Genomic DNA, 16,297 nt, shown 5'->3' with positions numbered 1-16,297 from the left:
CGATCGCGCCGCGTGGTCTCTCGGAGCCCGCTGCTGGCGGTTCGTGGCCGGCCCTGCCGCGAGATCCGGAGCGTTCGCCGTTCTGACCCGAGCCCGCTAGGCGGCTCGTCCGGCTCCGCGTCGCGCAGGCTCGCCCTCTCCGGGGCGACGCGCCCTCGCGACGGAGGCCGGGCGCAGACGCCGGCGTGGCGGGTCCAGAGCGGTCCCGGCGCTCCGCCGGGGGGCTGCGGCCGCACTGCGCGGTGGCGGCTCCTTCGGCCCAGGGTGGCTCGCCGCCCTGGGAGCGCACGATTGGCGATCTTGTCGCGGGCACGCCACCTGGTGTCGCGCCCGCGTTGAAGGAGGGGCCCGCCTGGCGGAGCCCCACCACCGTTGAGAGAGGAAATATCATGAACAAGGGAACAGCCATCGTCGGCTTTCTTCTCTGCTTCATCGCAGGGATGGGGCTGATGTGGAGTATCGATCGGAGCGCCGGCTCGCGCGGGCATGAGATCTCGGCGGCCGTCGATGACGGTCAGCCGTGGACCGACGAGGACGCGGCGGTGCCGGTGTCGTCGAAGGACCCGATGTGGGGCGCGCGGACGGCGCCGGTGACGATGGTCGTCTTCAGCGACTTCGAGTGTCCGTTCTGCACCCGGGTCGAGACCACGATCAACCAGCTCAAGGACAAGTACGGTCCCGAGAAGCTGCGCGTCATCTGGAAGAACAACCCGCTGCCCTTCCACAAGAACGCGCGCCCGGCGGCGCTCGCGGCCGAGACCGTGTTCCGCCTCGGCGGCTCGAAGGCCTTCTGGAAGTTCCACGAGCTCGCCTTCCAGAACCAGAAGAGCCTCACGCCCGACAACTTCGAGAAGTGGGCGGTCGAGTCCGGCGTCGACAAGGCGAAGTTCAAGGCGGCGTTCGATCGGCAGGAGTACATGGCCAAGATCGACGCCGACATGGCGGTCGGCAAGTCCTCCGGCGTCACCGGCACGCCCGCCTCGATCATCAACGGCGTGTTCCTGAGCGGCGCTCAGCCGATCGACAAGTTCACCGCCGTCATCGAGGAGCAGCTCAAGGCCGCGCAGGCGGCGGTCGCCGCGGGGACGAAGCCCGACAAGGTGTACGCCAAGCTCGCCGGGGAGAACAAGGCGAAGGCGCCCCCCCAGAAGGACCGCGAGCGCCCGCAGGAGGACGACACGACGGTCTGGAAGGTGCCCGTCGGCGACTCGCCCGCGAAGGGGCCGGCCACCGCGCTCGTCACCATCGTCGAGTGGTCCGACTTCCAGTGCCCCTTCTGCACCAAGGTCGTCCCGACCATGGAGGAGCTCCTCAAGACCTACGGGGACAAGGTCCGGTTCGTCTGGAAGAACAACCCGCTCCCGTTCCACCAGCGCGCCGAGCCCGCGGCCGAGCTCGCCATGGAGGCCCGCGCTCAGAAGGGCGAGAAGGGCTTCTGGGACACGTACGACCTGCTCTGGAAGAACCAGCAGAAGCTCAGCGACGACGACCTGCTCGGCTACGCCAAGGAGCTCGGGCTCGACGCCGAGAAGGTGAAGGTCGCGATCGCCACAAAGAAGCACGGCGCGTCGATCGCCGCCGATCAGGAGCTCGCGGACGACCTGCAGGCGTCCGGGACCCCGCACTTCTTCATCAACGGCCGCCGGCTCGTCGGCGCGCAGCCGATCGACAAGTTCAAGACGATCATCGACGAGGAGATCAAGAAGGCCGAGGGGATGCTCGCCAAGGGCGTCGCCGCCAAGGACCTCTACGCCGCGATCATCAAGGACGGCAAGGAGCCGCCGCCGCCCGAGCGCAAGGAAGTCGCCGCGCCGGCCCCGAACAGCCCGTGGAAGGGCGGCGAGCGGGCCAAGGTCGTCATGCAGGTCTTCTCGGACTTCGAGTGCCCGTTCTGCAAGCGCGTCGAGGATACGGTCTCGCAGGTCTCGAAGACCTACGGCGACAAGCTGAAGATCGTGTGGCGCCACCGGCCGCTGCCGATGCACAAGAACGCGCCGCTCGCGTCCGAGGCCTCGCAGGAGGCCTTCGCGCAGAAGGGCAACGCCGGGTTCTGGGCGTACCACGAGGTGCTCTTCAAGAACCAGGGGCAGCCGGACGCCTTCTCGCGCGCCTCGCTCGAGAAGTACGCCGAGGAGCTGGGCCTCGACATGACGAAGTTCAAGAAGGCGCTCGACACGAACACCCACAAGGCGTTCGTGGACGCCGAGAACTCCGTGGCGGACAAGTCGGGCATCAGCGGGACGCCGGCCTTCGTCGTGAACGGCTACTTCCTCAGCGGCGCGCAGCCGTTCTCGAAGTTCAAGAAGCTCATCGACAAGGCCATGAAGGAGGCCGGCGAGACCGTGCCTGCCGCCGCTCCCGCGGCCCCCAGGAGGCCGGCGCCCGCCGCGCAGCCTGCCGCCGCTCCCGCCGCCCCCAAGTGAACCGCCGCTGCGCGGTCTGATCTCCCGCCTGCCACAGCCAATCCACCCGAGGGGCGGCTCCCGGTGACCGGATGAGCCGCCCACCCCCTGCCCTGCGCGGGCTCGGTGGGCATTCTCGTCGCTCCCGCCTCCTGTGAGGGCGGGCCCGCCCCCCCACGTCCCACGCGCAACGGCGTCGCGCGCCGCTGCGAACAGCAGGTCGCGCGCCGCGACGGGCAGCAGGTCGCTCGCCGCTGCGGCCGCAGGTTGCGCTCGGCGCGGCTACGTCAGCCCGTGGTGCGGAACCGCGAGCGCCCCTCCGAGGTCCACCACGCGCGATAGCGCTCTTGGGCGGCCTCCCGCTCCTGTCGCGGCAGGTCCTCGTAGTAGCCGAAGTACTCCCGGGTGATGCCCTTCAGCTCGTCGATGGCCGCGCGGCGGATGGCGGGCTTCTCGTGCGTGAGCGCGTCGATGATCCACTCGATGCGATGGCGCTCGCCGTTCCTCGACCACCACGACATCCACTTGCGCGCGTCGCGGCCGTGATCTTCTCGCGCGATGACGAGCAGCGCCCGGGCCGACGCCTCGACGATCACCTCGTGCGGATCGGAGAGCGCGCTGACGAGCGCCGGCACGCTGGAGCCGGAGCGGATCTCGGCCATGGTCTCGATGGCGGTCAGCCGCCGCACCGGCGACTCCTCGCGGTCGCGCGCGATGTGATCGAGCCCTTGCAGGATCGGGCCGCCCGCGGGCGGCGCCGCGATCAACAAGGCGGCCGACCGGACGGCGATCCGCCGGACGGCGATGCTGTCGTCGAAGAGCCGCGGGAGCAGCGCGTTGGCAGCCTCCGGATACGGCAGCTCGCCGAGCACGTGCGTGGCCCAGAAGCGCACCTCGGGGTCGGGCGAGGAGCTCCGCACGGTCATGAAGGGAAGCGCCGGGCGCCGGATCGCGACGATGAGCTCGAGCAGCGTCCCGCACTGGGAGGCGGGGGGCGCCGCGGCGACGCTCGCGACGCCATCCGGGCCGGCGATCTGCTCACGGAAGCGCTGGCGATCGACCCGGAGCGGACCGGGAAAACGCGCGGCGACGATCGAGATCGCCGTCTCGCCGTTGCGCACGAGCTCAGCAAAAGCCCTCGAGCCCGCCTCGCCGCCCGCGAGGACGTGCTGCACGAGCGAGCTGTACTCCGCGCGCAGCTCGCCGGCCGGAGAGGGCGAGGCCGCGGCGCGCCGCTCGGACGGGGGCCTCGGATACGCTGCGGCGGCCTCGAGGGCGACGGGCGTGCGGCGGCGCCAGTGAGGGCGCGCCGCGTCCGACGACGGCGCCGGCCCGGCGTCCCGGTGCTCTTCGCCGGGCGTGATCGAGCTGTCGAGCATCCACGGCGGACGTGAGTACCGCTTCGTCCGCGCCTCCTCAGGCTCGCCGAGATCGAAGTCCTCGGACCGCGAGAGCGCCGGCGCCGCGGGGATCTCCAGGTCGGGGATCTCGTCGATGGCGGGCGGCGCCGACGACGCCGTGATGACCGGCGAAGACGGCGCCTTGACCGCCTGCAGGAGCGGCTCGGTGACCGCTGGCATCATCGGCGCCGTGACGGCCGTACCCGATACGACGTCCACGCTCGCCTCGCGGCCGAGCCGGGACTGCGGCTCCGCGCCGGGGATCGGCGTGTGCAGCGCCGGGGCCGACGGGATGGTCGAGCTGAACGCCATCGTGTGCGCGACGCCTTCGTCCGGCGGCACGGGCTCGGCCTCCACGCCGGTGCCGCGGAGCCCGAATGCCCGCGCGACGGCATCGATCCCGGATCCGCCGTCCTCCGTGGACCAGCCGCTCTGGTGCCGCGGGCCTTGCGGCTCGACCTCCTCGCGGTCGGCATGCGCTGCCTCTCCCACGCCGAGGTCTGCATGCGCCGCGGGCGGCGGGGATCCAGCGTCGGGCGCGGGCGACCCGTGCGACGCCGCGCGGACCCTGCTGCTCAGCTCCAGCAGCGCGGCGCGGGTGCGCAGGGAGAGCGGGCCATCCTTGGCGAGCTCGTCGCCGTGCTCGTCCAGCGGCGCGGCGGCCTCGGCCGGCGGCGCGGACGCCCTCTGCGGCGCGGCGGCCTCGGCCGGCGGCGCGGACGCCCTCTGCGCAGGCGCGGCGGCCTCGGCCGGCGGCGCGGACGCCCTCTGCGGCGCGGCGGGCTCCTGGGCTCCGCCGCTCCGGTTCAGCTTTTTTCGCAGGATGAGCCGCTCCAGCACCGCTGCCGCGAGCCCGGCGAGCGCGATGAGGTCGCCGATGCTGGAGAGCTCGACCGACGCGGCGCCATCGTCACCGTGGACGAGCGCGACGACGCGGCCGCGCACGACGATCGGGACGACCGCCACTGCGGCCGCGTGAACCTTCCTGCCGAGCTCGCGCTGGAGCTCCGCGTCAGGGGCGCTGCCGGCGAGGGCGCTGATGAGCGGCGCACGGAGCGCGCGCGCCCTGGCGAGGGCGGTCGGACGCTCGAACGGCACGGTGATCTTCGTGACGCGCTCGCGCTCGGCGCCGGGGCCTGCGGCGTTGCGGCCTTCAGCGCGCTCGCCGTGGACGGTGAACAGGACCGTGTATTCGAAGTACTGCTGCGCGAAGTCGAAGAGGATCGCGAGCACCGCCTCGCTCGAGTCGACCGCGGCGAGCTCCTGCTCGGCCATGGCCAGCGTGAACGGGCCCTTGCGCCGCTGCGCAGTCGGCGCAGACCGGCCCGCTTCGCGCATCGAGCCCTTCGCCGGCGGCGCGCTCGCCGAGACCGCGCGCGCCACGGGCGCGGGCGTCGCGGGCGTCGCGGGCGCGGATGCCGCAGGTGCGAGCGCCGCTGCTGCGGGAACCACGGGCGCGGATGCCGCAGGAGCAGGCGCCGCAGGCGCGGGCGCCGCGGGTGCAGATGCCACAGGCGCCTGCGTCGCAGGCGCGGAGTCGCCGGGCCGGCGCTGGTGTGACGCGGTGGCTTGCGGCAGCGCATCTTGCCGAGCGCGGGGCGCGGCCGACGCCCGCTTCAACCAGCCGGTCAGCAGGTGAGTGCCCGGCGCTGAAGGACGCGCGCCGGACGGAGCCGGCACCGGCGCCGCCGCTTCCACGGGAGCAGCCGCGTGCACACCCGCCGCGAACGCCGAGAGGCGCGGCGCGAGCTCCTCGGGGCGGGGCGTCGGCTCCGCCGGCTCGATCGCGGGCTCCTCCTGCGGCGCGGCCAGGTGGCCCGGTGGCGCGCTCTCCTCGCCCGGATCTGCCGTGGCGAGATCGCGCGTGGCCGGCGCCGCAGCCGCTCGGCCGCGCCGCGGCGCGAGCTCGGCGAGGCGTGAAGCGAGCGCCTCTGCCCCAGGCGTGTTCGCCTCGAGATAGCGGAACGACGGCAGATCGATCGGGTACTCAGCGACGACGGTCGGCTCGTCATCCAGCTCGTGGAGCGGCGGCTTCCTCGGCGTGGGCACGGCCTCGTTGAGCGAGACCTCCGCGACGACGGTCTCCTCGTCATGGATCGAGGTCAGCGCCTCGACCGTCGGAGCATCGTCGATGATCGATCGCTTGTGCTGCTCCGCTTCAGCCGCCTGCTCACGAGCACCGACGCCGTCGGGGAACGTCGCGTCGGCGTCCTCAGAGGACGCCGCGTCGACCTGCGCGGACGAGGACGCGTCGACTCGCGCGGGCGGCGCCGCATCCGCACCGGCGGGCGAGGCCGTCGGCGGAGGCGCTTCCGGCGGGAGCGCGGCGGCGGCCGCCGGGGCGGGCTCGACCCGCTCCGCCGGGCTCGGCTCGGCGCGCGCGTCGAGCTGCTTCACGAGCCGCGACAGGCGCCGCTCGAGGGCGATCCCGTAGTGCTCCGCGAGCGCCTGGCGGATGCGCACCAGCGGCGCAGCGAGCTGCCGCAGGCTGACCCCCAGCGCGAAGCTCAGCTGCTCCGCCACGGCCGGCGCGAGGGGCTCGGCCGTGGCGATGACCAGCGTCGGCTCCGGCTGCGCGGCTCCCGTCGCCGCGCTGTCGAGGCCCGTGCGCACGTCGAGCGGGAACACGCGGTGCTGGACCGCGAGATCGACCGGGATGGTCCGGAGCACGTCGGGCGACGCAGGCTGCAGCCGACCCACGGCGGGCGGGAGCCCGAGGCTCTCCGCGAGCAACGCCGTGAGCTCGCGCTCGCGCACCGCGCCCAGCTCCAGCACGTTCGTGGCGAGGTCGCCGCCATGGAGCACTTGGCGGGCGATGGCCTCCTCGACCACCCGCATCGAGGTAACCCCATGCTGCACGAGGAGAGAGCTCAGCGTCGGCATCGAGGCGCATTCATCGGTGTGCGGTGGAGGTTGGAGCACGCTCGCGACGTGCGGCCCGGTCCATCCTAGACGAAGTCTTCATCGGACACGATCCACGCGTTGGGAGGCCTCGGAGGGGCCTCATTGGTCGCCGCCGCTCGCCGCGTAGCAGCGATCTTCCGTCTCAGGCAAGCTGGGTGGGAGAATCCCGCCCAACGCCGCCGAGGAAGCATGTGAAGCGCAGCCCGGTCGCGGAGAGGTCCGCGACCGGCGCCGGCGCGCCGCCGTCCGTGCGCCCGGACGAGGGCTCCACGGTCAGCCCGCCCCCATGCGCGTCGAGGATGCCGCGCGCGATCGCGAGCCCGAGGCCGAGCCGCTCTCGACGGCGCGGCGCGACCGGGTCGGCGGGGATCGCCGCCCGCTCGCCGAACGGATCGAGCAGCCGGGCGAGCGGCTCCGGCGGGACAGCGCCCGCCTCGTCGATGAAGGTCACCACCGGCATGCCATCGGCGCTCGAGACGCGGACCTGCACCGGCCGATCGCGCGATCGCAGGATGGCGAAGCCGAGCACGTACTCGAGCGCCACCCGGAGGAGCTCCGGATCGCCCTCCACGGTGGGGACCCCATCGGGCTCGGCCTCGAAGGAGATCTGCACACCGCGAGCAGCGGCCGTCCCCTCGAGCTGCACGGCCGCCCGGCGGACGAGCTCGCCCGCATCGCAGCGGGCGATCGTCATCGGACGGCTCGCGTCCGCGCGGAGCCAGATGGAGTTGTCGAACTCGTCGAGCAGCCGCTTCAGCCGCTCGCCAGCACCGCGCACGCGCTCCAGCATGTCGCGCGGCGCTGGCCCGAGGTCCTTCTGGTAACGCAGAAGATAGTGGACCCCCGCCAGCATGGTCGCCAGCTCGCCCCGGAGATCGTGGCCCACCCGCGCGAAGAACTCGTCATCCATCCACATAGACGCCTGCTCCGAATATGCAGCAACGCGGACCTCGAGCATCGGACGAGCAAGCCAACTGTCGTCGGGACCGCCCCGAAACAGCCGTCGCCAGACGCTGAGGTCGAACCGCGCCGAGACCTCATCTACGCTGGACAGTTGATGGTTGCGGATAAGCGACCTGGGCACAAGGTGTACCCGGGGTTCAGGTTTCGCCTCCACCAACGCAGGGGGGCCTTTCCAGGAACGCCGGCGGGGGGTCGTTGCCCTGCTGCCACGCATCGAAGCCGAGCACCTGGGGAGCCGCTGTCAGCCGAGCCGCGAGCGGGGGAGCATGTCCGAGGCAGAGCGCCGAGAGTTCGCCGAGCAGCACGACGAGGAGGTCGACGAGGACACCCTGGTGGTCGAACGACGTCGCCGGGTCCTCATCGTGGACGATGATCCCGATTTCCTCGTCATGGCGGAGGCGGCGCTCGCCGCGCACGGCTTCCTGGTAGAGCGGGCGGCGGGGGGGCTGCGCGGCGTGTTCCTCGCCACGCAGGACGTGCCGGATGTGATCCTGTGCGACCTGAGGATGCCCGGCATCGACGGCTTCGTCGTCGCCGAAGCGTTGCGCGCCGACCCGGCGACCCAGCACGTCGCCATCTTCGCGTGCACCGGCCGGCGCGATCTGGAGGCCCGCGCCGCCCTCAACGCCTCGGCCTTCGACGGCGTGCTCGTGAAGCCGGTCGACTGGGACAGCGCCGCTCGTTTGCTCCACGACATCGTCGGCGTCCGCCGGCCCTACGGGCCTACCTAGGGCATGTAAGGGACAACCTTAGATCCCTTCAGGGCAAGTGCAGGGCAACCCCTGCGGGGGAGGGGAAATGCCCGGCGTCGGGCCGGCAATCAGGTATACAAACATCGCGTGACCCGAGCGGATCGCCCCCTACATGACCTGCGTGACAGGCCGACCGCACGGTGCCGGAGTCGTTCACGCCGATCGGGCGGCGCGCCGAGGAATGGAAAGGTTCACTGGGATGGAAGTGAAGTGTGACGACAACGCGTTCTCGCCGCTCGTCCTGGTCGTGGACGACTTCCAGGACAACCGGGAGATGTTCGCGGAATACCTGTCCTTCTCCGGGTTCCGCGTGGCCGAGGCCGCGACGGGGCGGGAGGCGCTCGATCGCGCCTTCGAGCTGCTCCCGGACCTCATCCTGATGGATCTGTCGCTCCCGGAGATCGACGGCTGGGAGGCGACGCGCCACCTCAAGAGCGACCCTCGCACGAAGCGGATCCCCATCGTCGCGCTCACCGGTCACACGCTCGCGGGGCACTCGCGCGAGGCGAAGGACGCGGGGTGCGACGCCTTCCTCACGAAGCCGTGTCTGCCGGACACGCTCGTGCTCGAGATTCGCCGCCTCCTGTCGCGCGGCGACGGCGACGCGCGGGGCGCGTCGTCGCAGCCGGAAAGAACGACCTGACGCGTCGCCAATCCCCTCCCCGGCCAGCCTGCGAAACCTGTCCCGCGCACACGAGCTCGCGAGATCCTCGAGACGCGCGAGACGCGATACCGACGAGAGAAACAGCGCACGTGCGCTCCCGCGTTGGCAGGACTTGACTGAGGCACCACCTGACTATCCCAAGTACAGTCTTTCTGGCTAACTGATCGCCTGAGAGACAAGAGGGAACCAGGATGGCGGGGGTGACGAGAAAAAAAGCCGGTAAAGACGCGACGGACAGCGCGGATGCAGCGCACGGCCGCACGCTCCGCGGGCGCGCCAGCACGGTGCCCCTGCGCTCGCCGAAGAGGGGCTCGACGTCCACTGCGGCGAGCGGGCCCCGCTCCGCGGGACCGGCTACCCTGCGCGCCAGGGTGCCCAGGCGATCGAAGGCGGACGCGGACCGGCATGCCCCACGGGGCGATGCGGCTGAGCGTGAGCGGCTCGAGGAGCAATGCCAGCTTCTGGAGGGTCGCGCGGAGGCGGCCGAGCGCATGCTCCGCGAGACCGTGTCCACCATCTCCCACGACCTCAGGAACTCGCTGAGCGTGATCGTGGTCAGCGCCCGCATGCTGATGCGCTCGATCCCCCAGGACGGCCCGGGGCGGAGGCAGCTCGAGGCGATCACCCGCGCGACGGACGAGATCAACCAGCTCGCGCAGGACCTGATCGACGCCATGAGCATCGAGAGCGGCTCGCTGAAGGTCGGCAAGGGCGCGCACGAGGTCGAGCCGATCCTCGACAGGGCGATCGAGCTCGTCGCGCCGACCGTCGCGCTGAAGCCGCTCGAGATCGCGAAGGAGCTGCCGCACGACGTGCCGCCCATCGCGTGCGACCGGGAGCGCATCGTTCAGGTCATCGCCACCCTGCTCGGCAACGCGATGCGCTTCACACCCAAGGGCGGACGCATCACCGTGCGCGCGGAGCCCGCGGGCACCGACGCGCGATTCTCGATCTCCGACACCGGCCCCGGCATCTCGCCGGATCAACAGCCGCTGCTGTTCGCCCGCCACGCGCCCCCTCGCCGGCCGCTGGGACAGGGGATGGGGCTCGCGGCCTTCGTCACCAAGGGCATCGTGGAGGCCCACGGCGGCACGATCTGGGTCGAGAGCTCGCCCGGCCAGGGCAGCACGTTCTTCTTCACCATCCCCGCCGTCGGGCTCTCGGTGCGCGCAACGTCCTGACGGACAGCCCGTGCGCCGCGGAAGGGGTGCGCACCGCCGCGCGCCGCTGGAGCGGGGCGCGCGTGCGGTCAGGCCGGTCCGAGCGCCGAGAGCCAGCGGCGGAGGATCGCGCGACCTTCCGACAGCTTCTGCAGCGACGCCCACTCGTTGCGCTGGTGCGCCTGGGCGTTCTCGCCGGGGCCGAAGTTCACCGCGGGCACGCCGAGCTCTGCGAAGCGGGCCACGTCGGTCCACGCCTGCTTCGGCTCGACCGCGGCGACGCCGGCCTCGCGCAGCGCCACGACGAGCGGGTGCGACGCGTGCGGCGGCGCCGAGGGGCTGAGGTCGCGCCAGTCGATCTCGGCGCGGCCGCCCACGAGCGCCTCGATGGTCCGCTGCGCCTCCTGGATCGAGGTCCCGGGCGGGAAGCGGTGGTTCAGGTTGATCGTGAACTCGTCGGGCACGACGTTCCGCCCACGCCCGCCCTGCGCCATCGTCGCCGTCGTCACGGCCCGGTAGACGAACCCGTCGATCTCGACCTCGCGCGGCGCGAGGGCGGCGAGCTCGACCAGGAGCGGGCCCGCCTTGTAGATGGCGTTCTCGCCCTGCCACGGTCGCGCGCTGTGCGCCGTCCGCCCGCGGAACGTCAGCCCCGCGTGGAGCGAGCCGCTCGCGCCGAGGCTCAGCTTGTTGTCGCTCGGCTCGAGGCACACCGCGAGATCGAGCGCGCGGAGGCCCGGCTCGCGCTCGATGACCAGCGCGAGCTCGTTCTCGAGGTACGGGCCTTCCTCCCGGGCGTAGAACACGAGCGTCAGATCGACCCCCGCGACGTCCCTCCGCTCGCCCTCGGCGAGATCGAGCATCAGCGCGAGGCCCGACTTCATGTCGCTCGCGCCGGGACCGTAGAGGCGATCCCCCTCGATCCGCGGCGGCCCGTCGTGCGAGGTGCGCACCACGTCGAGGTGCCCGGCCAGCGCGATCTTCGGGCCGCCCGTGCCCTGCGTCACCTGCACGACGAGCGAATCGCCGTGACGGCGCACCGGCGCGGCGAGCTGCGCTCGCCCGAGCCGCTCCGCCACCGCGCAGCACAGCTCCTGCTCTTCGCCCGTGGGCGACGGGACGGAGCACAGCCAGAGCAGCGTGTCCACGAGCGCGGCCCCGGCCGCCGCGTCCTGGTCGGGCCGCGTGCTCACACCGGCACCGCGAAGTCGCGCAGCGCCGCGTTGAGCGACACCTTGCGGTCGGTCGCCTCGCTCCGCTTGCCGATGATGAGCGCGCAGGGGATCGCGAACTCCCCCGCGGGGAAGCGCTTCGGCCGCGTGCCCGGGATGACCACGCTGCGCGCCGGCACCCGGCCGCGGTGCTCGACGACCTCGGCCCCCGTGACGTCGAGGATCGCCGTCGACGCGGTGAGCACCACGCCGGCGCCGAGCACCGCCTCCTCCTCGACGACGACGCCCTCCACCACGATCACGCGCGAGCCGACGAAGACGCCGTCCTCGATGATCACCGGCCGCGCCCCCGGCGGCTCGAGCACCCCGCCGATGCCGACGCCCCCGGCGAGGTGCACCCCGCGACCGATCTGCGCGCAGCTCCCGACCGTCGCCCACGTGTCGACCATCGATCCCGAGCCGACCCACGCGCCGATGTTCACGTAGCCGGGCATGACGATCGCGCCCTGCTCGAGGAACGCGCCGTAGCGCACCGTCCCCGGCGGGACGACGCGGACGCCCGCCTTGTCGAGCCCTCGCTTGAGCGGGATCTTGTCGTGGAACTCGAAGGGGCCGACCTCCATCACGCTCATGCTGCGGAGCGCGAAGTAGAGAAGGATCGCCTCCTTGATCCACGCGTGCGTCACCCACCGGTGCGCCGCGCCGTCGCCGCCTGGCGCCGCGACCTCGCCGTCCGCCTGCGGGGTCTTGTCGGGCTCCGCGACGCGGAGCAGGCCTTGATCGAGGCACTCGATCGTGCGGAGGACCGCGGCCTCGTGCGCGGGCGAGCGCAGGAGCTCGCGGTCGCGGAACGCCGCCTCGACAAGGGACTTCATGGATTCTTCGGTGGCCATGGCGCCGCCTTAGCACGGCCGCGCTAGCACCGGCACCGGCGTCAGAACGTCATGGTGACGACGCGCCCGCCTGCCCCCTCGACGAGATCGACGCGCGCGCGGCGCGCGACGACGCGGGCGACGGCGGCGGCCCGCTCGCCGCCGTCGCGCAGCACCACGTCGAGGGAGACCACCGGCGCCCCCTCGCGCGGGCCGCGCTCCGCGATGCGCACGGTCGAGCGCCCGTCCGGCAGGCGGGAGACGGTGAGGTGAGGGCTCGCGATGCCCGCGGCGCTGACCATGCCGACCGCGAGCTCCATGAGCCCGCTCACGGCGCGCACGTCGCCCTCCACCTCGTTGGCGCGGCTGTCCGCGGAGGCGACCGAGATGCCGACGACCGGCCGCCCCTCGACCGCGGAGGCGCTCCAGTTGCGGAGCACGTCGATGAGATCGAGCGGCGTCGGGCGCAGCTCGAGGGTCGCGATCACGAGCTCGGACAGGCGCAGCGCGCCGCTCAGCTCCCGGGCCGTCCTGCGCACCGACGCCTCGAGCGCGAGGCGCTGCCGCGCGTCGATGCCGCGCTCGGAGCCGGCGCGCTCCCCGCGGCCGCGCCCGGGGCCGCGCCCCGGCGGGGCGCTCGCCGCGGCGCGCGACAGCTCTTCCGTGAGGCGCGCGGCCTCGACGCCCGCGTGCTCGAGCAGCGCGCACGCGGCGTCGGCCGCCGCGGCGTCGTCGGTCTCGACGAAGCCGTCGCGGACCGCCGCGGAGAGGCTGTCGAGGGCGGAGACGAGCGCCGCGCACCCCTCACACACCTCCGGCAGCGCGAGGGCGACCCCGCGCGGCCCGACGCGGCGCGAGCCGAGCAGGTGCGCGAAGCTCTCGATGCCTGCAGCGCCGTCCCGCGCCGCGCCGAGCGCAGCGGCGAGCCGCTCGCCGAGCATCAGTTCGTCGCGCTCGGAGCGACCTCGTAACCCGCGAAGAAGTAGCCGATCTCGCGCGCGGCGGTCGCCGTCTTGTCGGACCCGTGGACCGCGTTCTCGCCCACGTTCGCCCCGTACAGCTTGCGGATCGTCCCCTCCGCCGCCTTCGCCGGGTCGGTCGCGCCGATGACCTCGCGGTACTTCGCGACCGCGTCCTCGCGCTCGAGCGCCATCACCAGGATGGGGCTGCGCGACATGAACGTCACGAGCTCGTCGAAGAAGCCGCGTCCACGGTGCTCGGCGTAGAAGCCTTCCGCCTCCGCGCGGGTGAGGTGGATGCGCTTCATCGCTTTGATCGTGAAGCCCTCCTGCTCCAGGCGGGCGATGATCGCGCCGGCCGTGTTCTTTTCTACCGCATCAGGCTTGATGATTGAGAGGGTTCGCTCGAGGGCCATGGGCGGCCCAGTTAGGCGAAAACGCCCAGCGTTGCAAGCGCCACGCATTCCGTCCTCAAGGTCCGCGATCCGTCCCGCTGCGCGCCCCCGGCGTGCTCTCGCGCTCCCGTCGCTTCCGCCCGCCTGCCGCCACGCCGCTCCCGGCGGCCCCCCCGGCTGCGCCCGGCGCTGCCCAAGAGCTTGCCTCCGCTCGGGCCGCCCGCCCTCCGGTGCGCTTCCCTTCCGCCGTCCGTCGCGCCTCGCTGCGCTCTCCTCGCCCTCGAGCTCCACCGCCTGCTCGCAGGAGCTCCGCCTCGCGACGACGACGCGCGGCACGTGCGATCGCCATCAAGCTGTCACAATGCGCTGCTACACCCATCGGCCATGCCGAGCCACGTGCTCATCGTCGAGGACGAGCGCGACCTGCAGCGCGTCCTCACGTACAACTTCCGTCAAGCTGGGTTCGATGTGGTCTCCGCCGGGAGCGGAGAGACAGCGCTTCGCGCGGTCAAGGAGGAGCGGTTCGATCTCGTCCTGCTCGACCTGATGCTCCCGGACATGTCGGGCACCGAGATCTGCCGTCGCCTCAAGCAGAACCCGCAGACCTCCGCGGTCCCCGTCATCATGGTCACGGCCAAGGGGGAAGAGATCGACCGGATCGTCGGCTTCGAGCTCGGGGCCGATGACTACGTCGTCAAGCCGTTCAGCGTGCGAGAGCTCATCCTGCGCGCCCGGGCGATCCTCAAGCGCTCCGAGAGCCCCACGTCGGCCCCGGAGAAGTTCGACTTCGGCATCCTGCGGGTCGACAGGGCCGCGCACAGGGCGTGGGTGCAGGAGAACGAGATCGCGCTGACGGCGCTCGAGTTCCGCCTGCTCATGATGCTCCACGATCGCCGCGGGCGCGTGCTCTCGCGCGATCTGCTCCTCGACGAGGTGTGGGGCTCGCACGTCGACGTCACCGCGCGCAACGTCGACACGCACGTGAAGCGCGTCCGCGAGAAGCTCGGGGCGGCCGGCGACTACATCGAGACCGTGCGCGGCGTCGGCTACCGGTTCCGCGCCGGGCCCGAGGTCGCCTAGGGGCTCCATGCTCGTGCTGAGGCAGCTCGGCGTCGGCGCGAAGCTCGTGGCGGCGACGGTGCTCGTCCTCCTGCTCGCGGGCGTCCCGATCGAGCGCCTCGCCGCGCGCGACATGGAAGCGGCGCTGCTCGCGGAGCACAGCCCGCGCGCCGCCGTCGACGCGGCCCTCTCGCGCTCGCGGCGGACCTTGCTGTTCGGCATGGGCGCCGTGATCGTCGTCGCCGTCTCGGTCGGCGCCGCCACCACCTTCTTCATGACGCGCCCCATCCGGAGGCTGACCCGCTTCGCGCTGGCGATGTCCGAGGGCGACCTGTCGACGCGCGCGCCCCTGCGCGGCTCGGGCGAGCTCCGCCAGCTCGCGCGCGCACTGAACCACCTGACGAGCGAGCTCTCCCGCTCCATCGCCGACGTCCGGACCGAGCGCGACCTGCTCGCGGGCATCCTCGACGGCATGAGCGAGGGCGTGCTCGTGCTGGATCGCGACGGGCGGATCCTCCTCGCCAACCGGGCGCTGCGCGCGATGGCCTCCCTCGACGAGGACGCGCTGGGCCGCTCGGTCATCGAGTCGATCCGCAACGCGCGGCTCACCGAGGCGATCCAGCTCGCCGGCCAGCGGGACGAGCCGGTCGACGTCGAGGTCGAGCTCGGGCGGACGCTGCCGAGGCGGCTGCTCGTGCGCGTGTCGCGCCGGAAGGGCCCGGCGCGCGCCGGACGTGACGCGCTCGACGCGCGCGCGGAGCACGGCGGCGCGTCGGCGGAGCCGGGGCTCATCGCGGTGTTCCACGACGTCACCGATCTCCGCCGGCTGGAGACGATCCGGACCGACTTCGTCGCCAACGTGTCCCACGAGCTCAGGACGCCGGTCACCGCGATCAGCACCGCCGCCGAGACGCTGCAGCTCGGCGCGCTGCAGGACCCCCTCGAGGCCGCCGAGTTCGTCGACGTGATCGATCGGCACGCGAAGCGGCTCCGCCACCTCGTCGACGACCTGCTCGACCTCTCGAAGATCGAGGCGAAGAGCTTCCCCCTCGCGCTGGCGGCGCTCGACATCGCCCCCGCGATCGATCACGTCACGCACCTGCTCGCCGAGGCGGCGCGCCGGCGCAGGGTCACGCTGACCGTCGATGCCGCCGCGCTCGCGCCCGCGCGGTGCGACCGCCGCGCGCTGGAGCAGGTGCTCATGAACCTGCTCGACAACGCCATCAAGTACGCGGGTGAGGGCGCTCACGTCACGGTGAAGGCGCGCTCGATCGATCACCAGGTGACGATCGCCGTCGCCGACGACGGGCCCGGCATCCCGCCCCACCACCTGGGCCGCATCTTCGAGCGGTTCTACCGCGTGGACGCCGGCCGCTCACGCGATCTGGGCGGCACGGGGCTCGGCCTCGCCATCGTGAAGCACCTGGTCGAGCTCATGAACGGCTCGATCGAGGTCGAGAGCACCATCGGCCGCGGCACTCAGTTCACCGTCCGCCTCGCGCGCGCGGCGTGAACCCGCAAAGTCAGGGAAACACGGTGCTCGCCGTTCCACCCTGCTGTCACACAGCTGTCACAGAACTCGACTACGCCTGGCG

General features: G+C 72.5%; 12 protein-coding genes. 6 read left to right on the top strand and 6 right to left on the bottom strand.

The genetic code is table 11. From position 1 onward, the window contains the following. The first annotated feature begins 389 nt into the window (after window positions 1-389). Window positions 390-2,423 (top strand): DsbA family protein, encoded by a 2,034-nt coding sequence (locus WMF17_RS15230; protein WP_437602795.1) that lies wholly within the window; start codon window positions 390-392, stop codon window positions 2,421-2,423. A 266-nt stretch (window positions 2,424-2,689) separates the two neighbouring features. Here WMF17_RS15230 and WMF17_RS15225 read toward each other — a convergent pair whose 3' ends face one another. Beyond that, the gene (locus WMF17_RS15225) at window positions 2,690-6,685 is read right to left on the bottom strand and encodes a HEAT repeat domain-containing protein (protein WP_437650137.1); all 3,996 of its coding nucleotides are present in this window, start codon (window positions 6,683-6,685) and stop codon (window positions 2,690-2,692) included. A 163-nt stretch (window positions 6,686-6,848) separates the two neighbouring features. Further along, a complete protein-coding gene (locus WMF17_RS15220; RefSeq protein WP_437650135.1) occupies window positions 6,849-7,616 on the bottom strand; it encodes a sensor histidine kinase in 768 nt (255 codons plus the stop codon). Between the two features lie 319 nt (window positions 7,617-7,935). On the opposite strand from WMF17_RS15220, the gene WMF17_RS15215 reads away from it, so the two are divergent. The 3 genes from WMF17_RS15215 to WMF17_RS15205 all read left to right on the top strand — a co-directional run bounded on the left by WMF17_RS15215 (window position 7,936) and on the right by WMF17_RS15205 (window position 10,266). Further along, a complete protein-coding gene (locus WMF17_RS15215; protein WP_437602792.1) occupies window positions 7,936-8,400 on the top strand; it encodes a response regulator in 465 nt (154 codons plus the stop codon). Between the two features lie 220 nt (window positions 8,401-8,620). Further along, window positions 8,621-9,064, top strand: coding sequence for a response regulator (locus WMF17_RS15210; RefSeq protein WP_437602791.1), 444 nt, complete (start codon window positions 8,621-8,623; stop codon window positions 9,062-9,064). Window positions 9,065-9,576: 512 nt separating this feature from the next. Then, window positions 9,577-10,266, top strand: coding sequence for a sensor histidine kinase (locus tag WMF17_RS15205; protein WP_437580382.1), 690 nt, complete (start codon window positions 9,577-9,579; stop codon window positions 10,264-10,266). Window positions 10,267-10,334: 68 nt separating this feature from the next. Here the strand turns inward: WMF17_RS15205 and dapE are convergent, their stop codons facing one another. Genes dapE through ndk form a run of 4 tightly spaced genes read right to left on the bottom strand, consistent with a single transcriptional unit; the run spans window position 10,335 to window position 13,664 of the window. Beyond that, on the bottom strand, window positions 10,335-11,438 hold the full coding sequence (dapE, locus tag WMF17_RS15200) for a succinyl-diaminopimelate desuccinylase (RefSeq protein ID WP_437650133.1): 1,104 nt from the start codon (window positions 11,436-11,438) through the stop codon (window positions 10,335-10,337). After that, window positions 11,435-12,310 (bottom strand): 2,3,4,5-tetrahydropyridine-2,6-dicarboxylate N-succinyltransferase, encoded by an 876-nt coding sequence (locus WMF17_RS15195; RefSeq protein WP_437602788.1) that lies wholly within the window; start codon window positions 12,308-12,310, stop codon window positions 11,435-11,437. Before WMF17_RS15195 ends, dapE begins: the two co-directional genes overlap by 4 nt. Window positions 12,311-12,351: 41 nt before the next feature. Continuing rightward, window positions 12,352-13,230: a hypothetical protein gene (locus WMF17_RS15190; RefSeq protein ID WP_437650131.1), complete on the bottom strand. Its 879-nt coding sequence runs from the start codon at window positions 13,228-13,230 to the stop codon at window positions 12,352-12,354. Beyond that, window positions 13,230-13,664, bottom strand: a complete 435-nt coding sequence (ndk, locus tag WMF17_RS15185; RefSeq protein ID WP_437580377.1) for a nucleoside-diphosphate kinase — start codon at window positions 13,662-13,664, stop codon at window positions 13,230-13,232. Before ndk ends, WMF17_RS15190 begins: the two co-directional genes overlap by 1 nt. Before the next feature lie 363 nt (window positions 13,665-14,027). On the opposite strand from ndk, the gene WMF17_RS15180 reads away from it, so the two are divergent. Together WMF17_RS15180 and WMF17_RS15175 are read left to right on the top strand one after the other, a co-directional pair. Beyond that, window positions 14,028-14,723 carry a response regulator gene (locus WMF17_RS15180; RefSeq protein WP_437602786.1) on the top strand — a complete coding sequence of 232 codons (696 nt, stop codon included), beginning with the start codon at window positions 14,028-14,030 and terminating at the stop codon, window positions 14,721-14,723. A 7-nt stretch (window positions 14,724-14,730) separates the two neighbouring features. Next, window positions 14,731-16,215 (top strand): HAMP domain-containing sensor histidine kinase, encoded by a 1,485-nt coding sequence (locus tag WMF17_RS15175; RefSeq protein WP_437650129.1) that lies wholly within the window; start codon window positions 14,731-14,733, stop codon window positions 16,213-16,215. The last annotated feature ends 82 nt before the right edge of the window (window positions 16,216-16,297 follow it).

The sequence above is a fragment of the Sorangium sp. So ce362 genome (genome assembly GCF_051519845.1).
Taxonomy (GTDB): domain Bacteria; phylum Myxococcota_A; class Polyangia; order Polyangiales; family Polyangiaceae; genus Sorangium.
Note: the sequence above shows the minus strand (reverse complement) of the source record. Positions and strands in the feature narration are given on the sequence as shown.